The following is a 26218-nucleotide window of genomic DNA, read 5'->3' as shown; positions in this document are numbered from 1 at the left end:
GGGTAGGGGATAGGGGGTAGGGAGAGTTCTCGTTCCGCGGCTCCGCCGGGGAATGCCTACACCGGAGGCTCCGCCTCCAGTACTCAGTAGCGTTGCTCAACAGCAGCCCACCAAGCTTCCTTCGGGCACAAGCTGAGAAGTCAGACATATAATTTTAATCTACACTTCTTTTCTCTGATGTTAGCAGTTGATTTCTCAAAGCAACTCGTCTTTCTGGATCGATTCCATCAAAAGTTGGTGGTAACCACACTCGAACTATAAGTAATACCGCCATAACAAGTAGAAAAGCGCAAGCTGCTAAAATTTGGTTCCATTCTGCCTCTAATACTCCCCTGACAATAACTTCTCGTAAAACAGATACTATCGAGACTTCTACTGCTACACCAATAGAAACTCGTTGTTCTTGTAAGTAAATAATTAGCAGTCGAAATAACTCGACTAAAATTAATAGAAATAAAATATCTGAAGTGACTGCTTGAAAATTCAGGGGAGGCAGCAAAGAATAGAACATAGCTCGCAGCTGAATTGCCATCAAGCTAAATAAACCAATGCACAAAGAAATGACAATTAAATCTTGTACAGTTTCAAGACAACGTACAATCAGAGTTCTGTTTAACCATTCATATTTTGTCATAAATGGTTTCTTTAACAATCCTTGCATTTGTTTCTCCTAAATTGTTAGTGGTTAGTGGTTAGTGGTTAGTGGTTAGTGGTTAGTGGTTAGTGGTTGATTGTTAATCTTTACAACTAACAACTAACAACTATCAACTAACAACTAACCATTCAATACTGACTACCCGATTTACGATGGTGTATTGCAGTCATTCCTGTAGGTTGTAGCATTTGACCATTGTTAACGATCGCATAAACAAGCCAGTGATCTCCACAATCCATACGGCTGTGAACGCTACATTCCAAATAGCTAAGGGCATCACTGAGGATGGGACAACCATCTTCAGTGGCTTGGGTGTTTAAACCAACAAAACGATCTTCGCCTGGACCAAAGGCTTGAAGGAAGTGCCGCCTTAAGTTCATACCTTCTTTAAGGATGTTGAGGACAAATTTGTCTCCTGTATGCACCATAGATTCAATAGCTCGGTCTTTAGCGACTGCAATTGTTAAACCTGGGGGATTGAAACTAGCCTGAGTCACCCAAGAAGCTAGCATTGCACTTTTTGCATCTCCTCGCTTGGTAGATACTACACATAAAGAGCCAACAATTCGTCCTACAGCTTGCTCGGTTCTGTTAATTTGAGAATCGCTTATTGGTTGGCGGGGAGTACGAATTTTTTTTGCCTTTTTTAAAGCTTGAGCAAAATCAGTACCAGCTTCTTTACACTGCTGAAGAATGGTATCGCTGGGCTTGAACTTTACTCGAATGGTGTCAAAGCCAAAATGATAACCTGCATCTTGTAATTTGCTTTCAATCTCATCAACAGCTTCTCCACTCCAACCATAAGAGCCAAATACACCTGCTAACTTGTTTTTGGCAGCAACAGAAAGTACGATACCCAAAGCAGTTTGTACTTGCGTGGGCATATGTCCTCCTAATGTAGGGGAACCGATGATAAATCCATCACATTTTTCTATGAGGGCATGAATTTCAGACGGCTCTGCTAACTCACAGTTTATGGATTCTACAGCCACACCTGCTTTTGTAATACCCTTGGCGATCGCTTGTGCTATGGTGCCTGTATTCCCATAAGCAGATGCATAAAGTAGAGCAACTGTCAAGTCTCGTTCCTTTTGCTGTTGGCTCCACAGCCGATAGTCGTGATTGAGTCGGCTTTTGCTATAACGTACAAGAGGACCGTGACCGGGGGCGTAGAAACTGACTGATAAAGAAGTAAATTTAGTGAGTGCTATTTCCACCTGCCGAGACTGAGCAGCATGAAGACAATCATAGTAGTGCCGCCGGTCTTCGTCTAGAAGTTTCCAACCTTCATCAAAAATTTCATCACCACAAACATGAGCGCCAAACAGTTTATCAGTAAAGAGAATGCGAGTCAGAGAATCGTAAGTATAAAGCTCGTCGGGCCAGCGTGAAGTAGGGACGGGAATAAATTGCAATTTGTGACCCGATCCTAAATCTAAAACTTCTTCCTCCCTAACAACGCTAATTTTTAACTCCTTTTCTGGAAAAGCTGCACGCAAAGCAACTGCGCCTGCTTTCGCACAGACAAATGTGATTTGAGGGGCTAGTTCTAACAACTCCTTTAAGGTTACACAGCGATTGGGATTGACATGACCCAAAATTACATAATCCAGTTGTTTGAAATCTAGCTGCTGCTGTAACTGCTGTAGATAAATCTCTGTAAATGATTTTCCTGGAGGGTCTAAAAGCGCAGTTTTGCCAGCTTGGATGAGATAGGAATTTGCAGTTGTACCTTTCTGTAACGAGTATTCAACTTCAAACTTCAGTCTATCCCATGTGCGCGATCGCAACACGGTAGTGCCATCGCCTATCGAAGCAACTTGAACATCACGTAATTTCATATTGGTTAGTGGTTAGTGGTTGGTGGTTAGTGGTTGGTGGTTGGTAGTTAGTGCTAGTAACAACTAACAACTAACTACTAACCACTAACTTATTAGTAATGATTTCCAATCTTGCGATGGTGAACTGCAGTGAGGGCATCAGGTTTTGAAACACGACCGACAGAGACAGTGCTGTAGACAGCCCAATGGTCACCGCAATCCAGGCGGCTTTTAACTTCGCACTCTATATAAGCAAGGGCATCCGCTAAAATCGGACAGTTATTGTTTGCAGGATAAGTTTTGATACCTGCAAAGCGATCGGCACCTGGATGGAAGCGTTGCAAAAAATGCTTCATTAATTTCTGATAATTGTTTTCTTCTAAAATGTTGAGAACAAAGCGATCGCCTACGTGTAGCAAAGACTCAATAGCACGGTCTTTAGCTACCATAACTGTTATTCCCAAAGGTTTGAAACTAGCTTGTGCAACCCAAGAAGCTAACATCGCACTGCTAATATTTCCTTTTTGAGCAGTGAGAATATATAACCCATTACTGAGCCGTCCCAAGGCTTTTTCTAAATCGGAATTTAAGGATTTGAGTTGTTTGATGCTGCGATCGCGAGACAACGACTGTCCCATATCTGTTCCTGCTTCTTCACATAAGTGATATGTCGTTTCTGTTGGTGTCTCTTTAAGAACAATTGGCGAAAAAGCTGGATTTAAGCCTAAATCTTGAAACTTGTTGAGCAGTAAATAGACAGATTCACCGTCTTGACCTCCAGATTCAAAGACACCTATAGATTGTTTGGGTTTAGCTACAGCCAGAATAGTGCTGAGGGCAGTTTGAGCAGAAGCTGTAGAAGAACCTGAAATGGGTGGAGTTCCAATGACTAATCCGCTAGCAAGGCTGACTAATTCTTTGACATCTTGGGGGTCAGCTGATTTTAAATCCATCATTTCTACTGCTACGCCAGTCTTTGTGATGCCGTGAGCAATGGCTTGTGAAAGGCGATCGCTAAACCCATAATCAGAGACATAAAAGACAGCAACAGTTGTTTCTGCCTTGGCTTGTTCTTGGCTCCACTGCCGATAGCGATTGACAAGATCGGTTAAGTTGTAATGGAGTAGGGGACCGTGACCTGTAGCAATGGTAGTCAATGATGGTAACTCACCCATCCGTTTGAGAGCAGATAACACTGAGCGAGCATTTGGTCGCATCAGACAGTCGTAGTAGTACTGGAAATCTTCTTCAATGAGAGCTAAGTCTTCATCAAACGTGTGGTCATCACAATAGTGCATACCAAAGGCATCACAAGTATACAAAATTTGTGTTTTCACATCGTAAGTGAATATTGTGTCGGGCCAATGCAGATTTGGTGCAATGACAAATTCCAAAATATGTCCATTACCCAAATCCAAGCGAGCGCCATTTTTCACAATTTGTTGTTTAAATGGCTGATGCAGCCAATTTTCCAAAAACTGAATTGCAACTTTTGAACCTACAACAGTGACTTGAGGAGCTAACGCTAAGATGTCTTTGACCAATCCACTATGATCTGGTTCAGTATGACTGACAATCAAATAGTCGAGTGCATTTAGGTTAACCAGCCCATCTAAAGCATCTAGGTAGAGTTGGCGAAACTTCTCATGAGAGGTATCAACCAAAGCGACTTTTTCACTTTGGATTAAAAACGAATTGTAAGTTGTGCCATTTTGGAGACCAAACTCAATATCGAAGCGATCGCGATCCCAATCCAAGCAACGGATTGCAGTTGTATTGGGGGCAATTTCCATAGAATGCATCGTCAGCCTGCGCTGAACTCGCTCGGTCAGTGCTACCATAAGAGCCTCCGCGTGCAACTTAATATGTTGTAGTGTGTTTGATGAATTTTTATATGCTTCTGTAAAAAACTATATTTATAAACCTAAGAAATGACAATGCCATTTAAATATAATTATTTTTTATTATTCATAGAGATAGCTTAACTGCGAGAGCACACTATGGTAACACTAAAAAATAGTGATACGTGTTTCTGATTGTGGTAAACACACTACGTGCTCATGGGAACTCGATCTAACTAGTATGAAACTATAAATGCCATAAATCAGTCGCTATGAAGGACTTTTTGTCGGGCTGGGCTGAACGCTGGGTGTTGGCTGTTTGTTAGTATTCTCTGCCTCTTGTTTCCACTCTGAAAGATCTCGCTTGACAGCATTTTCAAAATCTGTAGAGACTAACAGCACATTAAGATTTCCTTTTGGTTGAGTCGAAGGATCTGCTTGAGCGTAGAGGAAACGGCGGTTAAAATCAGGTTGTCCCAAAATCAACTGATGATTTTGTTGATTTTTAAGTTTTATATCAATAGTTGCTTGAGGTCGATCTAAGCCAAATTCTGAAAGTTGATTGGTTGAAATGGATATAGTGCGATCGCTTTTTCCTTCCACTAACAAATTCATCAAATAACCAACAATTGGGTCACTTGCTGGGACAACAGAAGGAGATTTCATCAACCACTTAGTTCCTTCTGACTTACCACTGCGTTCTAAACTTATAGTTTCATTTTGAGTTTTAATCGTTAAAGACTGCACATCATCTTCCTTAAAAGAGAAAATTGGCTGCTTGTTATCCTTGACTTCCTCTCGTTGAGATGAACCTCTAATTTCATGGAAGTAAACAAAGCCTCCTAAACCTAATGCTATCAGTAACAAAATTAAAGTTGTTCGTTGGAGTTTCATAGATTGGTTAGTTGTTAGTGGTTGGTGGTTAGTTGTTAGTTGTTAGTGGTTGTTGGTTATTCGTCATACCAAATTTTGATTTCAATTGCAACAGATACAATTAGTTTAAGATGCGGCATCGCCATAGGTGTGATGTTAACCTCAGTATTCCGCTCCTCCTCACAACTAACCACTAACCACTAACTAAAAATTACCTTCTTACCCACCAGAGAAGAGCTGCTGCTAATAACCCTATCAGTGGTAAAACAAACAGAGACGATATCTCTAAAAGATTGGCTTGGGCTGTTGTTAAGTTAATGCGACGGTTTCTAATTTCTTTGGGGCTAATGGAAAGAGGTTGGCTATCTTGTTGACTGAGCCATGTGACTGAGTTCAAAAAGACATCTTTATTAAGCTGCTGTTCAAATAAGTTATTCACAGCAAAGCCTGAATTTCCTATCACGACCATCCGCGATTCGGTAGCGGTGGGAGAAGTAGTAGGAGTGGGGCTAGTCTGAGTTGCTGGTGTTGGTGATGCAGTTGCTGTGGGAGTGGGGCTAGCCGGAGTGGCTGGTGTTGGTGATGCAGTTGCTGTGGGAGTAGGTTTTGGGCCGGGAGTGGGGCTAGCTTTGGCTTGAGTGGTTGGTGAGGGAGTGGGCCCAGAAGTAGGTTTAGTGGTAGCCGCAGGGCTAGCTTGAGTTGCTGGGGTTGGGGATGCTGTGGGTGTAGAGATGGGACTGGGTTGAGTTGGAGGTGTAGCTGTCAGTTTCCTCCTTAATGCAACACCTAATGTCAAAGGTCCTTTGCGATCGCTTTCTGGATTAAACTTCAAATCCTCACTTTCTAGATCGCTTTCTCCCCAGCTATCGGGGTATGGCTTGGTCAGTAGAAGGGGAGTAGCTTCTACACCCGCTACTGGTACTGTATCAATCGGTCGTGATAGCGGATAAAAAGAAATGCCGTTACCAAAGTCCTTAGTGATGGGGTGTTTTCCGTATTCTCTCACCAAAGGTGCCGCAGGACCAAGCCCTACACTTCCAGAAACATCCACAGCCAAACGATTATCTAACTTAATACCCCATTCAGCAAATAAACTGTTGAGTTTTGGGTCGATACTGGGGTCAATCATTAACAGTAAATTGCCACCTCGATTGAGGAATTGCCGCAAAGCATTGACTTCGCTTTCAAACAGTGCTCGTTTAGGACCTGCTATGACAACAACAGTAGCATCTTGAGGAACGCTAGATTTTTCTGCTAAATTGAGTGGTACTGTAGTGTAAGCTTTGTCACTTAATGCTTTGATGGCTTGGGAAAGTCCTTCTTCATTGCCTGAAATTTGGTGTTCGCCGTGACCTTGAAGGAAGTAAACTTTAGCCGAATTCAAGTTAATCACTTGTTGCAAGCTGTTGGTTACCTTTATTTCAGATAAAGGTTCTTGCGGACTGACTACCTGTACTAACTGTCTTTTATCTCCAGATTCCAAGTAAACTTCTCCATCTTCTTTAACGCCAAACTTACGTGTTAATCCCGGTCTGTTGCGTGGATCGACGTACTCAAATTTAAATTTTGGGCTTTGGCGTCGGTAATCTTCTAACAAATCCCGGTCTAGGGGATTTTGATTGGCATCAAACACCCACACCTTTACAGGAGTTTCTAGAGAACGTACCAATTCCCGTGACTGGGGAGAAAGGGTAAACAATTTGGTTTCTGTCAAGTCAGTTCGCCAGTTGTAGCGAGTTCCTAAAAAATTAACTAATCCCAGAATTGCCAAAACTGCCAAAGTTGCAAATAGGGCATTTGTACTAGCTTGAGTGGAACGTCTTCCCCACCAATTATTTTGTTGGTTTTGCCATATCAGCCACAATCCAATAACAATAGTACCTGCAATTATAAGTACTAATGGTAAGAGTCCCCAATTTTCTGATACCAAACCGACAGTTACACCCGCCGTTAAGAGAAACGGACCTAACCAAACTAAATATTTCCAAATTTTCTTTTTAGCAATAGTCTTCATTTTTTTGTCAGTTGTCAGTTGTCAGTTGTCAGTTGTTAGTTGTTAGTTGTTAGTTGTTAGTTGTTAGTTTTTTTACCAGCTACTAACCACTAACCACTAACCACTAACCACTAACTTTGACTAATGACTATGAACGTTGAAATCGCAATGTATCAATTGATTGTGCTGTGAGAAAAACTCCCAGAATAATGTAACTGGAGAACAAAAGCAAGCTGCTGGTATCAAAAATACCTTGTACCAGTGTATTGTAATGTTTCAGCAATGATAGATGCCCTATTGCTTCTCCTAGAGAACCACCAATGTTTTTGGCAATTAAATCTAGGAATAAGAGTAATAAAATTAATGCGAATGTGAGGACTGCAGATAAAATTGTGCTGTCTGTTAGAGAGGAAATAAACATTCCTAAGGATAAAATGGCTGCTGCTAGTAAAATGAGCGCTAAATGACCGAGGAGGGGAATTGTTGCTGGTATGGGCGGATTGGATGCACTTAAGGCGATCGCTTCCAACACTAGTATGGGCATGACCATTGTTGTAAAAAATGTCAGCACTCCCAGTAATTTCCCGACAGCGACTGCCCAGTTTGTAATGGGGGATGTGGATAAAAGTTCCAAAGTGCCGCGCTTGCGTTCTTCAGCATAAAGACCCATGGAAAGAATGGGCAGCACAAATAACAACAGCCATCCCATTCTGTCTAAAAAAGCACGTACAAATTCGTAAGGAACATCTATGGGTGGAACTGGTACTCCTAGTTCTTGTCCTCGTAAATCGTAGGCAGCAACTGTTGGTAAAATCCCCTCCGGTCCCATCAAAATGAGCACAAAGAACAATCCAGATAAAAACCAAAATACGCTTGCGACAGCATAAGCTAGAGGCGATACAAAATAGCTTTGCAGCTCTCGGCGATAAATGGCAATAATATTACCCAGTACGACACCCATCTAAGCGGCTTCTCCTTCCTTGGCTTCTGCTGTTTCTGTCTCCATCTCCAAACTGTTTTCTGCTGTTGTCAATTGTAAAAAGACATCTTCCAGAGTAGCGCTAACACGTCGCATTTCGCATAAACTAAATCCCGCACGCACTAACGCGACTGCAATCTCCTCACCCGGTTCGGTTCCCGGTTGTGATAGCACTCGCAGGTGAGTTCGGTTATCTTTTAAATCGTTATGATTTTGCATAGCCACTGTAGGAACTGATTCTACCAAACCCACACCCGGTATGTTTTGTAACATTTGTTTGGCGAGGCTGGCTTCTCCCTTTATTTCTATTTCATAGCCAGAGCCTCTCGTCAACTGTGACATTAAATTTTCTATAGTATTAGTTGCTACAATATTACCTCGATTGATAATCGCTACGCGGCTGCAGGTCATATTCACTTCTGGCAAAATGTGGGTCGAAAGAATAATTGTATGGCTACCTGCTAAGCTCTTAATTAAATTTCGGACTTCAATAATTTGCCTGGGGTCAAGTCCAACAGTGGGTTCGTCCAAAATAATGGCTGGTGGATCGTGGACAATGGCTTGGGCTATGCCTACTCTTTGGCGGTATCCTTTGGAGAGTTTGCGAATGATGGTATGGCGCTTATCTTCTAGGTTACACTTTTCTAACGCTGCTTTGACTTTTGCAGTGCGATCACCTGCGGGAATTCCTTTAATCCGCGAGACAAAATATAAAAATCCCTCAACCGTCATTTCCGGGTACAAAGGGGGAGTCTCAGGGAGATAACCAATGCGTTGGCGGACAGCCAGAGAGTTATCGTGGACATCAAAGCCAGCAATCCGGGCAGTTCCACTCGTTGCTGGTAAATAGCCAGCTAAAATTCGCATAGTTGTTGTTTTGCCAGCGCCATTCGGACCGAGAAAGCCCAAAATCTCTCCTGGTTCCACATTAAACGTAACATCAGAGATAGCTGGGGTAGAACCGTATCTTTTAGTTAATTTTTCAACTTCGATCATTCCTGGTGCCGAGTACGAGTGATAGGTTTCCAACCATAATATCTTGTGGTGCGAGATTGTTGCCCGCCACTAATACACGACAAGCTTACCCCCTCAGAGAAGCCATGTAGGTTGGGTTGAGGAACGAAACCCAACATTTAATGAAATTGTTGGGTGTTACTTCTACACAATACATTTGACCATTTAAGATTTACTTTATAAATGACCTCTTAAGAATCAAAATATATGAAAATTTTAGTTATTATTATAACTACTGTTGAGGTTGCATAATTCCTACTAGATAAATATAGTAATTCCCAGATTATTAAGGTACATCGAAGAAATAATTAACCGCAGATGAACGCAGACGGACGCAGATAAATCTGTACCTCTCCCTTATCAACGAAACAAAACAGTTCAAATTGCCACTTTCTACACAAAGAAGAATTCTTTAGCTAACAGTGCTTTATTTATGAAATGCATACACTCATTTTATGAACTCTCAATTCTAAATGGCTAGACCGCATTTGTATCTATTGAGATATTCTTTTTGATACAAGACAAATCGCGATCGCTATCTGTATGAATATTTCAGCCATTAAACTTGACTCATAGCAGCAAATGAACCAACTACCGATCTCACTAGCGAGGCGTATTCTGTTATTTCCAACCAGCGATGTCTATTCACAATTCAAAGAAACAGTTTTTTATTCCATCATCATTATAATTAATAACCATCCCTTTTCTCATGCGTATATTTTCTGGACAAAATATAAATTTTTCTTGAACCTCGCTCTGTCTGTTTAAATTTCGCATACTTTATGTGCAGAAAGGCTGTTGAAAGAAAAAGCAACCTTCAATAGTCTTTAGATAAGGTTGTTAGTTGTTAAAGTTTACAAGGTATGCGATACGGCAGTCCTTGAAATTGTGCTTGCTGTGACCAAGGGCGATTTAGATCTCCCATTTTTATAAAAACAGTAATCATACTGTATTTTAAAAGATAGCTTTGTGTCATGTTATATAAAGTAATATCAGGTTTAGCAAAAAATGAAAGCTTTTATAAGAAGTTTGGCAATGATTGTGCCAGTTACAGGATTATTGTATTTAGGTATAAATTATACATTTCCAGCCTTAGCATCAGTTGCTTGTCTGTCAGGTACGGCAACAAATCATTCCAATAACTCGCTTGCCGGATGTGTTTTAAGCAGAAATACTGAAATACGAGTCAACAACAGTCGCTTCTTTTGTAAGGAAGGACAGCCCATTTATTTTACGGAGAAGGGTACTTTTAGTGGTTGCGTTCTTTCTGAAGCAATAGAAATCAGAAGGAGCAGTGGAGTTGAGATTTGTCCTATCAATGCTAAAGTCTCTTTCTCAATCAGTGAAGATGGCAATCAGTTTATTGATTGTATGTGAAGGCTTGTGTCTGCACCCAATCCATATTGGGGAACCTGTACGCTGGTTATATGTAAGCCTAGTATCCGTAGAACAGCTCAAGAAGGAGACTGGGTTGTCGGAATGAAAGTGGCTCACTCTCCAATTGGCGATTTGAAAGGATCTGTCATATATGCAATGAAAGTCACTGCAAAAATGACAATGCAACAATATAGCTCTTTTACTAAAGAACATCTGCCAGAAAAGATTCCTGACTGGTACAATAAAGATCGCCGCCAAAAGGTAGGCGATTCAATTTATGATTTTTCTGACAATCCACAGCATCCTCAGCTACAAAAAAGCGTACATAGTGAGAGCGATAGGGAGAGGGACTTAAACGGGGAGTACGCTTTACTGTCCAATCATTTTTTCTACCTTGGTAACAAAGCTCCACTACTACCAAATGACCTGAAAAAAATTGTTCCGCAACCACGGGGACATCAATCGCGCTTAAACAAGAATTATGTTGAGCACTTTTTAAACTGGCTGAATAGTTTAAACTTGGAACCAAATCGTATTTACGGAACTCCATTCGATGAACATCTTATAGACACTAATTGTTCTGCTAATAAGAAGAAAAATAGTAGTGACTGCTGTAATAAAGTACAACGACGCAAGCACAAGAAGTGTTGATGTCTTATTTGAAAACTAGCTATTTCACACTTCTGCCTGTGCAACTTCAGTTTTAGTTGCAGTCACAGGATGCTGTACAGTCAAGACAGAACAAGAGGCATGGTGTAGGACGTAATTGCTAACACTACCTAACAACAACTCAGAGAGACCAGAACGACCCCTACGTCCGATAACAATTAAGTCAAATTCGCCATTACGGGCAAATTCGCAGATAGTCTGCCCTGGACTACCAGGGTTTTGAGTAAATTCGGAACTGACACCAGCAGCAGTTGCTTCATCTGCAAACGATCGCAACATCTCTAGTCCCCGATTAACAAACTCTTCCCAGGAAGAGTGCTGTATTTTCAAAATTTCGGTGCTCATCCCCAGCCCCACATAGTACTCAGGGCTGGATAGTAAAGAAATATCTGGGCTTCCCTCTTCTTCTGGCGATAGTACGTGCAACAACATCAGGTTAGCTTGTAAAGCCTTCGCTAAGGCAAATGCTTCCTCAAAAACACTCCGACTGCTGGTAGATGTGTCTAATGCAACCAGTATTTTGTTAAACATATGAGTTTGCCTCCAAACTGTTTTGCTCAAGCTTTTAGCTACTTGTGACTCTGTATTTGCGTTCTTGCCGATCGCTTTCACTTATGTTTATAAGACAACAATTTGAGGAACTTGTGTGGAAGGCTAATACTTCTTGCGATCGCGCTTTATAATGTATAAAACCACACTGCAATTAACAGCGTGGTTTGGGTTTAGATATAAGCTTTAAAATTAGTAAATAAAATTTGTTTTTGTTGACTGTAACTACAAAACCCAGTTACAGCATTCCGGAAATTAGGGACAATAATTCACCTGAATTATAGTGGAAAATGCTGAAACGTTTTTCTGTAAAATACACCAATATGTAATTTTTGACTAGCCAAACAGTTAGTCGTACCATTGCCAGCATTCTTTGTTAAGATTGAGCGACAACTAAAGACTCTTATCTATCGTCCCCGAACAGAGAAGGAACACAGAAGCGATCGCATAAAGATTGGGATGTACGCAAAAGAAGTGTTAAAGCCATTCCATTAAAGGTTTTAAACTTCCTTGCTTCACCAACTGTCTCCATATAATTTACTTAAGTATTAGATGGTATGTTTACACTGTCGGTATTAAATCAAAAGTACAAAGCCTATGGCGGATTGGATTGCAATTGGGACAGTAGTAACTGGAGTAGTGGCGGCTGGAGCGGCAGTGGTTCAGGCTTGGGCAGCACTTCAAGCAAAATTAGAAGCCCAAAAACAACAAATTGAAGTCAATACAGAATTGATAAAGCGTTTGGCAGAAATAGAACAGATTGTAAATAATCGTCTAGCAGCAATAGAACAAGTTGTAAATAATCGTCAGGAAAAAGAGATTTATACAACTATAATTAACGATTACGAGCTAAAACATCTCCAAAGGTTAGCCAGTTCCGAACCATACCTTAAATATGTAAAACGAGACAGTTTCAAACAGGAGCTACGTCGTTTGCGGACATTAGGACTTATTGAAAGTTACCTTAATAAACATATTGGCTCAATGCCACGTGAAGGAAATTTAAGAGACTACGTAAAAATTACAGAACGGGGACAAGATTATCTTGAGGTGATTTCTAAACGAAATCAAAGGAACAATAAGGATTAAAACCGGAAGATTGACTGCTCTAGCTGTATAACGTTCATCGTAACTCACTTGTTGTAGGTTGTATTCTACCATAACTAACGTCGTCCCTTCTTCTCAAAATACTGTTGGTGGTCTTCTGTCGCTAAGTAATATTCACTTGCTGGTTCAATTTGGGTCACGATATCTTTATCAAAAGAGCCAGATCTCTGTTGCTTTTCCTTGGACTGCTTTGCAGCAACTTCTTGCTTTTGGTTGTGGAAAAAGATAACTGACCTGTACTGCTCGCCGCGATCGGGTCCTTGGCGATTTAACGTTGTGGGGTCGTGGATATTCCAAAAAACATCTAGCAGCTCATTGTAACTCACTTGTTGCGGATCGTATTCTACCTGCACGACCTCGGCATGACCCGTGATTCTTGACAGTACATCTAAATAGGAGGGGTTGGGAAAATGCCCTCCCATGTAGCCAACAGAGGTTGAAATGACTCCTTTAACTTTACGAAATGCCGCCTCCAAGCCCCAAAAACAGCCAGCCCCAAATGTCGCTTTTTCCATTGCACTTCATCGTTAGGATTAAGTTCTGTAAAAATTGTAATAGGTTGTTGGTAGTGGAGTGGCAATCGCTTTTTCACAAACCCATGTCATTTCGTTACTTAGCAACCTTTCTTAGAGCAACGTACTGTCTCCCCCACACCCTACACCCTGTGTTTTTTGAGAGCAGCATCTACCTTCACAATTGCGTGGACTGCGAATACAACCGTACCTAAACATAATTTGAGGAACTGGTATGGAAGGCGATCGCTGCACTCGTAGCTTAGGTGTAGTTGCCGCTCCTGCCAGATTGCTGTTTGAAGAATTGGAAACGCTGACATTTCTTCTTCCCACCGATGCCAGCCCGTTGGATCGAGATGAATGCGTTGGCTGACTGCTTCTGCCTGCTGACGATTGGCAGAGGGTAGAGCTGCCAAAAGCTTGAGCAGGGCTGCCTCAAATGCCTGACTCCAGCCTAAATCGGCTAACAAGTGAGCGGGCTTGGGCAAAAACAGCGCTTGAATCTCTCCGAGGTTAAATCCAGTCAGCGTAGTCTGGTAGTTGTCGAGTAAACTCCAACCACCTCCAATACCCCGTTCTGCCACCACTGGCACCCCAGCACTACTGAGTGCTTCCATATCTCGGTAAATGGTGCGTTCGGAAACTTCTAATCGTTCTGCCAAATCCCGTGCCGTCAGACGTTCATGAACCTGCAACAGCATCAGGATGGAGAGGAGGCGATAAGCTGGGTACAGCTTGCGCTTCGCGATCGGCACGCATAGCAAGGGATGGGGAAAGGAGTACTCTTTTTTAACTTTACTCCTTAAATATGACAAAGGGTGTCAGGAAATGGCATTTATGCTGCAAAAAGATGAAGATTATGGAGCAGGTCAATTATGCAGCCATTGAAGGATAAGATTGTGCTCGTTGCCGGAGCGACTCGTGGAGCAGGGCGCGGCATTGCAGTTGAACTGGGTGCGGCGGGAGCAACAGTTTATGTCACCGGACGCACCACACGTGCTCAACGCTCGGAGTACAACCGTCCCGAAACCATAGAAGAGACAGCAAACCTAGTGAACCAAGCGGGCGGACAGGGAATCGCTATTCAAGTCGATCATTTAGATCCCGTGCAAGTGCAAGCACTGGTAGCTCGAATCGAACGCGAGCAAGGTCGTTTGGATGTTCTAGTTAACGATATTTGGGGGGCGGAATACCTGGCAGAGTGGAACACTCCTGTGTGGAAACACTCTCTCGACAACGGATTGCGGATGTTAAGGTTGGCAATTGACACTCACATTATCACCAGCCACTTTGCACTGCCGCTTTTAATCAAAAATCCAGGCTCCTTATTGGTGGAAATGACGGATGGTACGGCTGAATACAACGACACTCACTATCGACTATCACTGTTCTATGACCTTGCCAAAACTTCTGTGATACGTATGGCATGGGCGCTAGCGCAAGAGCTTCAACCCCATGGCTGTACTGCTGTTGCTCTGACGCCAGGTTGGATGCGCTCGGAGATTATGCTAGAGCATTTTGGAGTGAGTGAAGCCAACTGGCGGGATGCGATCGCAAAAGAACCCCACTTCGTTATCTCCGAAACGCCACATTACGTCGGACGTGCTGTCGCCCATCTAGCTGGCGATCGGTCGGTAGCTCGATGGAATGGTCAGTCTCTTTCAAGCGGTCAACTGGCACAAATCTATGGCTTTACGGATCTGGATGGCTCTCAACCTGATGCTTTGCGTTACATTCGAGAGGTGCAGGAGGTTGGTAAACCTCCTGATACTACAGGATATCGGTAACCAATGGACTCCAACCCAATACTGCAAGGGCTGAGAATTTTTGTAGTAGGGGTAAACCCGTGTGTGAAACCCAACAAATGGCTGTAAATGTTGGGTTTCGTTCCTCAACCCAACCTACTGAGCTGATGGATAAAGAGATAAAGCATTTTCACGTAAAATTGCAACAGCGATCGCCTCAGCTTCAGCAACAGTAATGTCAGAATCGTCAACTGCTTGCCACAGAACTTCTCCTAACAGTTGGCGACCCCATTTTGCACCCAAGTAATACAATTCTGGAATTGAGTGAGCATCAGAAGCATACATGAGTTTGGTAGTGGGAGCTAATTCTAATAACTGTCTGATGGTTTCTCGCATCCCAGATACACTTAAAAACGGTACTGCCAAACCAAAATCTAAATAAACTTGAGGATATACAGAAGCCAAATAACCAGCCTCCTGCATGTAGGGATAGGATGCGTGTAGCAAGACTATTGGTACATGGATGTACTGTGGTGACTCTAGTAAATGTCGTAAATATAGGGGATTAGCCAATCGTAAATCCAAGTCGGGATCGCCGTAGCCAGTATGTAATTGCACTGGAAGGTGATATTTTGCCGCTATCAATAATGCCTGTTGCAACAAAAAATCAATCAGGGGTTTATCTGTGAGCCGGACTGGTTGAGTTGGAAATTTTTGCTTGAGGTTGTTAAAATGAGCTACAGCCACCTCTTCAGCTACAGGTTGAATATCCAAACCAGTCCGATAACAGGCAATACTTTTAAAAGCAACTACCCCTGGTGGTGGTGGATCGAGTTCGCTGTTGAATCTGGCTAGGAAAGTGGTAAAATCCGGTGATTGTGGAATGAGTTGTTCTGCTAACATTTCTAATCTCAGAATTCGTCGCACAGAAACAAACTTTTCATGCCACGACAGAGGTAGCATAGTTTCTGGTTTTAAACCATCATCCAAATAAATTCCCTCTAGATTGGCAGCGTGAAAATAAATCTGTATGAGTTCTTCTAAGCCTAAACTTTCCCGCCGTGCCAAAATTGCTGTTTCTTGAGCTTCACAGTCCAACAAAGCAGCAACCTCCCGCAAGCTACGTCGATAAAAGAACGTGTAGCGGGCATGGTAGTTGATAATGTCTGGATGATAGCTTTCCGTGAAAGCAGCTGCATAAGGATATTGGGCAGCTACTTCTGGTTTTAATATGTTATGGGCGTGTTGGTCAATTAAAGGAATATCAGCTAAATTCATGCTTTGGTGAAATATCGTTAGTATTTCTCTAATAATGTGTTGACTTCTGTCTTTAATTCCCAATCTTTCATAGCTTGCCACTCTGCTTGACGCACTGCTAAGAAAGCTTGCGCTAATTGAGGATTTAAAGCTGTTAAGAAGATATCGTTTTGCTGGAGGTGAGCGATCGCTTGTCCGAGATTATCTGGTAATGAATCTATTCCACGATCATTACGTTCTTCCATTGATAAATATCCGGGGTCTTGATTCACTGGCTTTCCTGGTGTCAAACCGCGCTGCACACCATCAAGTCCGGCAGCAATGACTGCACCTAATGCTAAGTAAGGATTAGCTGAGGCATCCACAGTTTTCAATTCTAAGTGACTGGGACAGTTCAAGCTGGGGTCACTGGGAACTCTCACAGATGCTTCTCGATTATCTAATCCCCAACAGCGAAAAGCGCCACTCCAACTATGAGGACGAATGCGGCGATAAGAATTAGTACTTGGAGTCGTTAGTGCCATTAGTGCCGGAAGATGGTGCAGGATACCAGCAATAAATTGCAATGCTATCGGAGATAGACCACAGATACCTTGTGGATCGCCTAAGAGGTTTTTCTCATCATACCAAAGGCTAAAATGGATGTGACAACCACTACCAGCCGCATCAGGAAAGATTTTGGGTAAGAAGGAAGCGGTGAGGTTGTGGCGGTAGGCGATCGCTTTGACAGTTTCTCGAAAAGCAATCTGCCAGTCAGCCGCTTGCAAAGCATCGGTGTAGCGCATGGAAATTTCATGCTGACCGGGACCAGATTCTGGGTAATACTGTTCTACAGGTATACCTTGGGCGATGAGTGCATCCGCGATCGCGTTAATAACTTCATAATTGAGATCCATTGCCTGAGTTGAGGCGAATACTGTGGAATCAGCAGGAATAATACCATCAGGTGTTTGCCGCACCAAATAAAACTCATTTTCAAAAGCTGCCCGCACTTCCAAACCTTGAGATTTGGCTGCGACAATCATCCGCTTTAAGAAATTTCGCGGGCATAACGCCCAAGCAGAACCATTAAGTACCATGTTGCCCATAGCACGAGCATGACCGGGGGCATAAGGCAAGGGCTTCAGGCTAGACCAATCTGGGATTAAGCGAATTTCACCTACCGGACCTAAATCAGTTTCTGGGACAACTGCATCATACATTACAGGAACTCCCTGTTGACCTACGGAAATCCCCACCCCATGTTCGTAGTAGTGAGATAGCATATTTATATGTACAGCTTTGCCACGGATAATGTTGGCATTATCACACCAAAGAAATCGCACGAATTTAACACCTGTTTCTTGAAGAAACTCACGTGTTTTTTGAAAATTATTTTTTTCATCCATTGCTATTTATCTTTTAAAGATTGGCAAGTTTTTTAATGCATCACCTATGATTACATCAGCATCAATCGGGAATTTTTTCAAGAAATAGTAATTAATTGATATTTTTGGGCGTGGTAAGGATAAACTACCCAAGCGTGTTCTTTGGTAAATGCTTAATATGTTGCTTGTAAACGGCTCAAAAGGTATTCCCCTGCAAGAATTGGGGGATAAATAGGCAACGATTCCCTTCGACAGCTCTCTAAACAAGCAATTTCTGTATCGTCGTTTGGATGGCAGAAAAACGCTATTGAGTACCTCGACTGCTTCACCCGACCATCATTAGGAACCATCACCCGATGCTTGGTAGAACAAAACACATGATTTGTCCACCGTGCCATTAAATCCCCAGTATTAACTATAACGGTACCAGGAATCGTCGGCGCTGCAATCCATTCACCAGTTGCTGTCTGAACTTCTAAACCTCCGACTTCATCCTGAAACAGCAAGGTAATACTGCCATAGTCCGAATGTGTACCCGCACGAACTTGTCCTGGTAATGGTGGTTGCGACAATGGGGGATAGTGCAGCAGTCGTAGGGTATGATTGTGCCGATCGTGATTTGTGGTGAAAAAATCGAATGGTAATTGCAAAGCTAAACTAAAGGCTTGCAGTACCTGATTAGCAAGTTTTGTACAAGCCTCTTGAAAGGTGAGAATGCAAGCACAAAATTCCTCAGAACTGGGAATTTTGTTGATAGCAGTAAATTCTTCGTCTACATTAAAAGCTTCTTTCAAATCGCCCGGATTGTTAGGGTCAAGGCGTTCTCTCTCTATACCAACATAACCTCTATTACTAAATTCATCACTCCAAGCAAGCTGCTGCTTCACCGACAAAGGTAAATTGAAGAAGTATTTGCTTTGTATGAATACTTGCTCAACTAGGTTTTGAGATATGCCGAAATTTTGTAAATACATGAACCCAATTTCATGGCAAGCTATATAGATTTGCTCAACTACAATTTGCCTAGCTATTGCATCATTACTGGTAAAGAGTGAAAAATCAATGACCGGAATATTATCCATATGACGCGTAAATTTGAGTTTTTCAATTTTAATTTTTTTTGATAAACTTTTCCATTACGAAATTAACGAAAGTCTACTGGTTGAACCGATGTCATAGTTACAATCTATACACTAATATATTTGACATACAGTTAAATAAAGACTGCCGTTAGAGATGATTTATAAAGTAAACATTAAGACATCGTAGGTTGGGGAGCCACTCACGTGCTCTGGTTCCCAGAGTTGAGTGAAGTGGCGTTTGAGGAACGAAACCCAACATTTCATCGAATTATTGGGATCGTTGAGTTCTGCCCAGCCCATAGTAACTCTGTCAGCTGCGCCTAAAAGTTTTTCCTAAATGAGTAAATGCCTTCTTTTTTATAAAGATATATTAATGAAAATGCTATTATGAATTTTTTTATCTATAGGATTTAATTGAAAATTTAAGTATGTTAGGATTATGCACAAAAGACATTTATCAAATTAAAAATTAAATCAAAAGTTTTCAGTGTTTAGTTAATTAAAAAGAATTGAATTGACAATTCAATTCTAGATTTTTCGTTTGCTCTTGCTAAAAAAATCCTGTAATTTTTTAGATATGTAGAGACGCTTCAAACAGCGCGTCTCTACAGAGATTACGGGTCTTATCCGAGCAGTATTGGTATTAGACCGAGAACTACTCCTATCCCGCTCGAAGATTACATAATAAAATAAACCTTACTAGGCGCAGAGGACACAGAGGAAAGAGGAGAAGCTCGGTAATCTTATGCCGGAAAGGGAGTAGTCATGAATGTTTATTCATGAAGAGGAATGTTATTTGAGGAATTTGTATGAAGTCAAATACACGTTTCCAATACAGCACTTGCGCCTTAATATTCTCGTTGTCATTTATGGCGCTAAGTAAACTAGTTGCCCCTCTGAATTCGGTTGCAGCTTCCAATCCTGTAGCAGTAACCGATTCCATGAAGCGCGATCGCGTTAGTGCAATCTACGACCTTTTGCCTTTGAATTTTGAGCCTAATGAAGGACAGACAGACAAGCAGGTGGAATTTCTGTCGCGAGGCAACGGTTACAGTCTGTTTTTCACTGCCAAACAAGTCGTACTGACTTTGATTGTGCCTACAAAAACGGTAAAACAACAGGTAGCAGCTAAGCAGGTTGAGGGTACAGTGCTACGAATGGAATGGGTAGGTGCAAATCAGACATCGCAAGTCTTGGGTCTAAATCCTCTATCTGGGAAGAGCAATTATTTTATCGGTAAAGACCCGAAAAACTGGCATACAAACATCCCAACTTATGCTAAGGTACAGTATCGCTCAGTCTATCCCGGCATTGACCTAGTGTTTTACGGTAACCAACGGCAGTTGGAGTACGACTGGGTTGTGGCGGCTGGTGCCGATCCCCGACTCATTAGGTTAAAGATTACAGGAGCAGACCGACTGTCGGTGGACAAGCGTGGCGATTTGGTGCTGCATCTCAAGAGTGCAGAAGTGCGGCAGCATCGACCTCGCATCTACCAGCAAATAAACGGTCAGCAAAAGGCTGTGGCGGGTAAGTATGTGCTGTTGGGCAAGCAAGAAGTTGGGTTTGCGATCGCAGACTACGACCAGAGCAAAACGCTGGTAATTGACCCGGTCCTAAGTTATTCCACTTACCTAGGAGGTAGCATCGGCAACGGTAATGATGGAGGCTTGGATATAGCAGTAGACTCGCGAGGCAATGCTTATGTGACAGGACAAACTGCCTCACTTGATTTTCCAACGAAGAATGCCTTGAGTAGTTCGTTCAACAACAATAATTTTGTGGCGTTTGTAGCGAAGTTAAACCCCAATGCATCCGGTGACACCTCCCTAGTTTACTCCACTTACCTAGGGGGTAACGACAACGCACAAAGTAATGGGGAAGTCGGGAATGGAATTGCTGTAGACTTTTTTGCCAATGTCTACGTTACAGGGATAAGTTATTCTAGTAACTTTCCAACTACTGAGAATGCCTTTTCTCGTACTTTAAGTGGCTTCTCTGATGCCTTTGTGACTAAGTTAAATGCTACAGGCGATCGCCTACTTTACTCCACTTATCTAGGCGGTAGCACTGCTAGTAGCAGCACAGGTTCTAGTGCTGATTTTGGTCGTGCAATTGCAGTAGACTTGCGAGGTAATATCTATGTGACAGGAGAAACTTACTCATCTGACTTTCCAACCAAAAATGCCTTCACTAGTGAGTTTCGTGGTGGTGCCAATGATATTTTTGTAACGAAGTTAAACCCGAACGCATTTGGAGAAGCCTCTCTCCTTTACTCCACATACCTTGGGGGTAATCGCTTTGATGCTGGCTTTGGAATTGGGGTAGATTTGCAAGGCAATGCTTATGTGACAGGACTAACTTACTCAAATGACTTTCCTACAAAGAATGCTTTCGATAACACTTTTATCGGTGTTGTTAATGATTCCGAAGCTTTTGTGACAAAGCTCAACCCAAATGCTTCTGGAGAATCCTCCCTCCTCTACTCAACATACCTTGGGGGCAGCAGTGCGGAGTTTGGCAGGGACATTGCTGTAGACTTACGCGGCAATGCCTACGTGACAGGGGGAACCGAGTCTACTGACTTCCCCATTAAGAATGCTTTCGACAGTACGTTTGGAGGTTCTCAAGATGCCTTCGTCACTAAAGTGAACCCATCTGTATCTGGTTCTAATTCTTTGGTTTACTCTACCTACCTCGGTGGCAGTGTTTCTAATTATAGTAATAGTGATGAGGGCTTTGGAATTACAGTGGACTTAAAAGGGAATGCTTATATAGTTGGATCTACCAGCTCAACTGACTTCCCAATGAAGAATGCCTTCGATAGCACTCTCAGTGGTCTCAACGATACTTTTGTCACTACATTGAATGCAAGAGGCGATCGCTTACTTTTCTCCTCCTACCTCGGAGGCAGCAACTTTGATAATGGCTCTGGAATTGCTGTGGATTTTCTCAGAAATATTTATGTGACTGGGAATACCACCTCTACTGACTTTCCTACCAAGAATGCCTTCGACAACACGTTGGGCGGTTTCTCCGATGCCTTTGTAACAAAGATTAATTGGAGAGAGTACGCAATTAGAGAAGAGGATGAAGACGAGTAAAAAACAAAGGTGGGTTCTGGTGTATTGTGAGTGAACTTAACATCAGGCGGGGCGCTCGTGGTTACTAGAGCGCTCTTTCTCTTGAGACAACAAACAAAAAACCCGGCAAACTTTGCTCGTGTTAGCAAGATCCCTTTACCGTTGCAGCACCACTTTACCGATGCTCGAACATATTGCCAACAAGTGGACAGTGCTGATTGTGTATGCCCTTACACAAGGGAAAAAGCGCTACAGTGAACTCAAGCAACAGATTGTTGGGATATCACCTAAGATGCTCATTCAAAATCTTCGTAACTTGGAGCGATATGGATTAATTGAGCGAGAAATTTATCCTACGGTTCCTCCAAGAGTAGAGTATTCCCTCACACCGTTGGGAAAATCGTTAGTTGAACCATTAGCAGTCTTAGGAGAGTGGGCATACCGTCATATCCTAGATGTAAAAGCTGCAATGGAACAGTATGACAACAGTCCAAAAGACGACTACTGGGAACCCAAATAACCCAACAATTTAATTCAATGAGTGGCTGGCAGTATTGCGCGATCGCAATTGTTGTGGAACCTAAACAAAAACCCTAGCTTAGGACTAGGTAAACAATTGTACTTGTAAGAGCGCTAATACCAATTCTGTATGAGATTGCGCTTGAAACGTCCTCATGGAAATGTGGGGTTATACAAACAAAGCCCGCCTGCGCGAAGTAATTAGATGCATTTTCATACACAGATGGTATAAGATATATCATGATATAAACTAATAATGTTGATAGTAAGAAAATTCCATCAGTTTCTAGGTAAAAGTGATTTTGTTTGAGTTGGTATTGGGCATTCTAGAATAGTCACCCCCATGCTAAGTTGTTGTGTAGAAATTATGGAATGGACATATTGGTCAAATGTCAGATTTAATGAAAGGCATCTTTTACCATCTTGTTCTGGAATATACGTAATCGCGGATGCTAATCAATATGTGTGGTATGTAGGTCAAGCTGCCAATTTAAAAAACAGATGGGCTGGTAGAAGCCATCATCGGTATCCACAGTTGATCCGGTCAAACCGCAAGTTGTGCCATATAATTTATTGGAAACAAGTTTCTGTTGATTGTTTGGACGAACAAGAACGGTATTATGTGGAATTATTTCAGCCCGAACTGAACGGTTGTAAAGTGAAAAAGTATCTACCGAAACAGCCCCAAGTGGAACGCGAGATTAAGCGATTGCTGAAGGTTATCAACAAACCAACACTTCTTTTTCCTCTCATTCGCTCCATCGTGGCTGGTAAGTATGAAGATAATGAGGGAAGAGATTGCATAGTGATTTTGATAAATATTAACGACCATGAAATTTTAGAAAAATCAATGAGAAAGCGGTATGCAAATGAAATCAAGAAAGCTTGGACTTATAACAGAAATTATTGCGGTAAGAATGAGCAAGTTTACAGTCCAGCATGGATAGCAGCATATAACTGGAATTCTTATAAATTTGAATTTCTTATTATTGATTGGGAATTTTTTACCCATTTGGAAGAAAATTCCGATGCTAACTTGCATTATACAAGGGTTGTCGAACTTCTTGGTATCCAGGTAAAAGCATTGACAAACTTAAAGATTTTTGATGAATTATCTTTGAAAGAGGAGTGCATTTACCTAAATTCTGAAGGGAAAAAATCCCTGAAATCTGTTGCTTATATCAATTATCGTAAAAATCTACTTAAGTGCTTGGCAGAAATGTCATAATAATTATCATCAAAATAACGCTTATTCTTAATTCTTTTGCAAAATATGATATCAATTTCTAAAATCTTTGAGTTGCGAGTTAAGCAAGAGAGTGCGATAACTTCATTCAGCTGCGATCGGGAGCGTAAGCCGTACCCGGCTTATCGCACCCCACGACTCCTAACAATCTTTACAAAGGTATGCGATTTATACCCGTATTTTTCAAAACTCTACCAAGAGTAATAATTTCTTGCTTGATATCGTTATCCACCCACAGTTCGGTTTCGGGATATTCCAGAGCATCAAACTCAAATTCATAGAAGATAATAACTTGTCCCCCATCTGAAGGTCTTACGACAATTCTTATCGGTCTATTATTTTTCGTGATTCCTGCAATGACAGTCGTATTTAGTTCGTACCAGTTATCGCAGTTATAATCATCTCTCTGGCTCAAATAAGCTCTGATGTTCTTCTTAGCACGTTCAATAATTGTACGCACGTAATGATAAACATCTGAGAAATCATTAGGGATATAACGAATAACTTCATAAATTCTCGTTCCTCTATATCTTCTCTTTGCCAGTTCCAGTGTTTCGGGAGAATAAACGCACAACCGCATTAACAATTCTTGAGGAGTGACCAAATCTTTATCCTCTTCTTGAGTCACTTGTTGAGCCACTTGGTTTTGAGTTTGCTTCCACTGTTCAAATTTCTGATAATCTTCTAGAGAAATCCGAAATAGCTCTTCTTTTGGGGTGTTTATCAGTTCTAAAATCTCTGGCTCGGTGTAGCCATTTTTATTATTGAGAATAGCTTGTCTAAATTTAATATCCTCAATGATTTCCTCATCGCTTCTTAACCGATAACGCTTGTCATATAAATCCCCAAAAATATCCCTTGCCAAAGATTCATTCTCGTGAAACCACAGCAAGAGTTTTGCGAAAACTTTTTTGTCTTTTTCTTGTCTTTTATCCAAACCTTCATTTTTTAGAATTAACTGTACTCTTTCAGTAATTTCATGGGCAATGTCTTTTGACGTGAGGGTTTTCCCATCCAGATCGAGTTGGATTTCAATAGCTAACAATCTACTGCGGCAATCATCACCCAATTCCTCTAGAATATCTTTTAAAATTTCATCAATTCCCAAGTCTACATACAATTCCTTTTTGTGAACAAACTCCCCCTTCTGATTTGGTAAAATTGCGTGCTTATTGAAATAACCATCAAAGTTACACTTGACAGTGAATGTCACAAAATCGCTCAACCACTTTAAAGCATCTTGATGGAGATAGCTTGTGAGATTGGAAACATTTGTTTGATGGGCAATATCATGACAGATTTGATTGACGAACCACTCTTGGCACTCCTGCCAAATCCCAGGTACCCAATTGGCTAATATTTTTTTGTCTGGAGTTGGGTAGAAGTCTTGAGCAAACCTCAAAACTTCATCGCCATTCTTAGATAAAGTGCTATCTGCAGGAAAACAAGCAATCAATCCCAAAACAGCATCTTTAATCTTGGGATTGGTATTGCCTTTGATAATTTTATTGATACAATCGACAATATCTTGAATGGATTTGGCGATCGCTAACTCACAACTTGTAATCTCATTGTGTTTTAGATTTTCTCGCCAGTCTTCTTGTAAAATCTTTAAGATATCCTTAAGCTCTTCTGGAATATCTTTATCCGTCCAAAGGTTTTCTTTCTTCCTAAACTTCCCATACTGATTTGGAACAATTGCAAACTCACTTAATAAATCTCGCTCTTCCAATAACACAAAACCAACCAGTTTATCCAACCAATTTAATGCTTCTTGCTCAGATTGATTGGTCTTATCAGCCAGTTGAGCTACATTGAAAAACTTAGCAACATCAGCAACCAGCCGCTTTAAACTATAGCGTAAATCCTTCCCCCAATTATTGTCTATAATCTCGTACCAAGATTGAATATGTTCTTTTTTTGGCAGGAGATCGCTTAAAAATGCATTGGCAAAATTCCAAATTTCTGATAACTTGGATTTTGACTTAGCATAGGGGAACAAAGCTTCTTCAAGTTTAATTTTCGGAAACTGGCAATTATCCGTATAAACAATACTAGATTGCATTAATCTAGCTCTTAAGACTTTTTGAATATGTTGTCTGTACCAATCTGTGGAAACCCAATCCTTCTGATTTGGTAAATCCGTTTTCGCCAATAGGTACAAGTTTTGCCACTCGTTAGCGATCGCATACTGTAAAAGAATAAAGTATAACTCAACAGAGTCTTGGACTATCTTTTTATTATTGATAATGTTTTCTTCATTTTTCATTGTGAGAAACACACCATCTCTTGGCTCTGTAGGCTCTATAAAAGGATTGTTGATAACAACTGGAAAATTGAAATCTTCCGTTCCAATTAGTGGAAAACCCAGGAAGATTTTTGGTGTACTGTTATTAAAATGGTAAAGAGATGTTTGGTTTTCATCCTTATCAATTTGAATAGCTATACTTGTCAGTTCTTTTGCCAGACAAGCAAAATACAACTTTTCTGTGCGATTTCCTTGGATTTTATCAAATTCAATAATTTTAAT

General features: G+C 41.4%; 22 protein-coding genes. 7 read left to right on the top strand and 15 right to left on the bottom strand.

Annotated elements, in window-relative coordinates; genetic code table 11:
- Positions 1-154: 154 nt before the first annotated feature.
- From F7734_RS48205 to F7734_RS48175, 7 genes are all read right to left on the bottom strand, one after another.
- Entirely contained in the window at positions 155-661 is a 507-nt protein-coding gene (locus F7734_RS48205) for a phosphate-starvation-inducible PsiE family protein (protein ID WP_155751439.1), read from the bottom strand.
- A gap of 122 nt (positions 662-783) precedes the next feature.
- On the bottom strand, positions 784-2496 hold the full coding sequence (locus F7734_RS48200) for a diflavin flavoprotein (protein WP_155751438.1): 1713 nt from the start codon (positions 2494-2496) through the stop codon (positions 784-786).
- Between the two features lie 92 nt (positions 2497-2588).
- Positions 2589-4316 (bottom strand): diflavin flavoprotein, encoded by a 1728-nt coding sequence (locus F7734_RS48195; RefSeq protein ID WP_155751437.1) that lies wholly within the window; start codon positions 4314-4316, stop codon positions 2589-2591.
- Positions 4317-4586: 270 nt separating this feature from the next.
- The gene (locus tag F7734_RS48190; RefSeq protein WP_155751436.1) at positions 4587-5210 is read right to left on the bottom strand and encodes a DUF4340 domain-containing protein; all 624 of its coding nucleotides are present in this window, start codon (positions 5208-5210) and stop codon (positions 4587-4589) included.
- A gap of 190 nt (positions 5211-5400) precedes the next feature.
- Positions 5401-7203, bottom strand: coding sequence for a Gldg family protein (locus F7734_RS48185; protein ID WP_155751435.1), 1803 nt, complete (start codon positions 7201-7203; stop codon positions 5401-5403).
- Positions 7204-7330: 127 nt separating this feature from the next.
- Positions 7331-8143: an ABC transporter permease gene (locus F7734_RS48180; RefSeq protein ID WP_155751434.1), complete on the bottom strand. Its 813-nt coding sequence runs from the start codon at positions 8141-8143 to the stop codon at positions 7331-7333.
- The gene (locus tag F7734_RS48175; RefSeq protein WP_155751433.1) at positions 8144-9157 is read right to left on the bottom strand and encodes an ABC transporter ATP-binding protein; all 1014 of its coding nucleotides are present in this window, start codon (positions 9155-9157) and stop codon (positions 8144-8146) included.
- 1026 nt (positions 9158-10183) lie between these two features.
- Between F7734_RS48175 and F7734_RS48170 the strand changes: the two genes are divergently transcribed.
- Positions 10184-10552 carry a hypothetical protein gene (locus tag F7734_RS48170; protein ID WP_155751432.1) on the top strand — a complete coding sequence of 123 codons (369 nt, stop codon included), beginning with the start codon at positions 10184-10186 and terminating at the stop codon, positions 10550-10552.
- A gap of 6 nt (positions 10553-10558) precedes the next feature.
- Positions 10559-11203: a hypothetical protein gene (locus F7734_RS48165; protein WP_155751431.1), complete on the top strand. Its 645-nt coding sequence runs from the start codon at positions 10559-10561 to the stop codon at positions 11201-11203.
- Positions 11204-11227: 24 nt separating this feature from the next.
- Here F7734_RS48165 and F7734_RS48160 read toward each other — a convergent pair whose 3' ends face one another.
- Together F7734_RS48160 and F7734_RS65760 are read right to left on the bottom strand one after the other, a co-directional pair.
- Entirely contained in the window at positions 11228-11752 is a 525-nt protein-coding gene (locus F7734_RS48160) for a universal stress protein (RefSeq protein ID WP_155751430.1), read from the bottom strand.
- Between the two features lie 421 nt (positions 11753-12173).
- A complete protein-coding gene (locus F7734_RS65760) occupies positions 12174-12302 on the bottom strand; it encodes a hypothetical protein (protein ID WP_279239840.1) in 129 nt (42 codons plus the stop codon).
- Between the two features lie 65 nt (positions 12303-12367).
- Between F7734_RS65760 and F7734_RS48155 the strand changes: the two genes are divergently transcribed.
- A complete protein-coding gene (locus F7734_RS48155; RefSeq protein ID WP_155751429.1) occupies positions 12368-12859 on the top strand; it encodes a hypothetical protein in 492 nt (163 codons plus the stop codon).
- A gap of 74 nt (positions 12860-12933) precedes the next feature.
- Here the strand turns inward: F7734_RS48155 and msrA are convergent, their stop codons facing one another.
- Both msrA and F7734_RS48145 read right to left on the bottom strand, forming a co-directional pair.
- Complete coding sequence (gene msrA, locus F7734_RS48150) at positions 12934-13392, bottom strand: peptide-methionine (S)-S-oxide reductase MsrA (protein WP_155751428.1); 459 nt, start codon at positions 13390-13392, stop codon at positions 12934-12936.
- 140 nt (positions 13393-13532) lie between these two features.
- Positions 13533-14204 (bottom strand): HTH domain-containing protein, encoded by a 672-nt coding sequence (locus F7734_RS48145; RefSeq protein ID WP_243147477.1) that lies wholly within the window; start codon positions 14202-14204, stop codon positions 13533-13535.
- 60 nt (positions 14205-14264) lie between these two features.
- Here F7734_RS48145 and F7734_RS48140 point away from each other — a divergent pair, with 60 nt between their 5' ends.
- Positions 14265-15176: an SDR family oxidoreductase gene (locus F7734_RS48140; protein WP_155751427.1), complete on the top strand. Its 912-nt coding sequence runs from the start codon at positions 14265-14267 to the stop codon at positions 15174-15176.
- 114 nt (positions 15177-15290) lie between these two features.
- Here the strand turns inward: F7734_RS48140 and F7734_RS48135 are convergent, their stop codons facing one another.
- The 3 genes from F7734_RS48135 to F7734_RS48125 all read right to left on the bottom strand — a co-directional run bounded on the left by F7734_RS48135 (position 15291) and on the right by F7734_RS48125 (position 18840).
- Positions 15291-16412 (bottom strand): amidohydrolase family protein, encoded by a 1122-nt coding sequence (locus tag F7734_RS48135; RefSeq protein WP_155751426.1) that lies wholly within the window; start codon positions 16410-16412, stop codon positions 15291-15293.
- Positions 16413-16429: 17 nt separating this feature from the next.
- Entirely contained in the window at positions 16430-17779 is a 1350-nt protein-coding gene (locus F7734_RS48130) for a glutamine synthetase family protein (protein ID WP_155751425.1), read from the bottom strand.
- 152 nt (positions 17780-17931) lie between these two features.
- Complete coding sequence (locus F7734_RS48125; protein ID WP_155751424.1) at positions 17932-18840, bottom strand: 2OG-Fe(II) oxygenase family protein; 909 nt, start codon at positions 18838-18840, stop codon at positions 17932-17934.
- 869 nt (positions 18841-19709) lie between these two features.
- On the opposite strand from F7734_RS48125, the gene F7734_RS48120 reads away from it, so the two are divergent.
- The 3 genes from F7734_RS48120 (at position 19710) to F7734_RS62540 (ending at position 23670) form a co-directional block, all read left to right on the top strand.
- Entirely contained in the window at positions 19710-21944 is a 2235-nt protein-coding gene (locus F7734_RS48120) for an SBBP repeat-containing protein (protein ID WP_166482609.1), read from the top strand.
- 118 nt (positions 21945-22062) lie between these two features.
- Complete coding sequence (locus tag F7734_RS48115; protein ID WP_347566413.1) at positions 22063-22443, top strand: helix-turn-helix domain-containing protein; 381 nt, start codon at positions 22063-22065, stop codon at positions 22441-22443.
- 366 nt (positions 22444-22809) lie between these two features.
- Positions 22810-23670, top strand: coding sequence for a GIY-YIG nuclease family protein (locus tag F7734_RS62540; protein WP_207714387.1), 861 nt, complete (start codon positions 22810-22812; stop codon positions 23668-23670).
- 169 nt (positions 23671-23839) lie between these two features.
- Here F7734_RS62540 and F7734_RS61280 read toward each other — a convergent pair.
- Positions 23840-26218: hypothetical protein (locus F7734_RS61280; protein ID WP_207714386.1), on the bottom strand; the 2379-nt coding region annotated here is incomplete at its 5' end.

The sequence above is a fragment of the Scytonema sp. UIC 10036 genome, from assembly GCF_009725235.1.
This window is presented reverse-complemented; position numbering and strand designations above follow the sequence as displayed.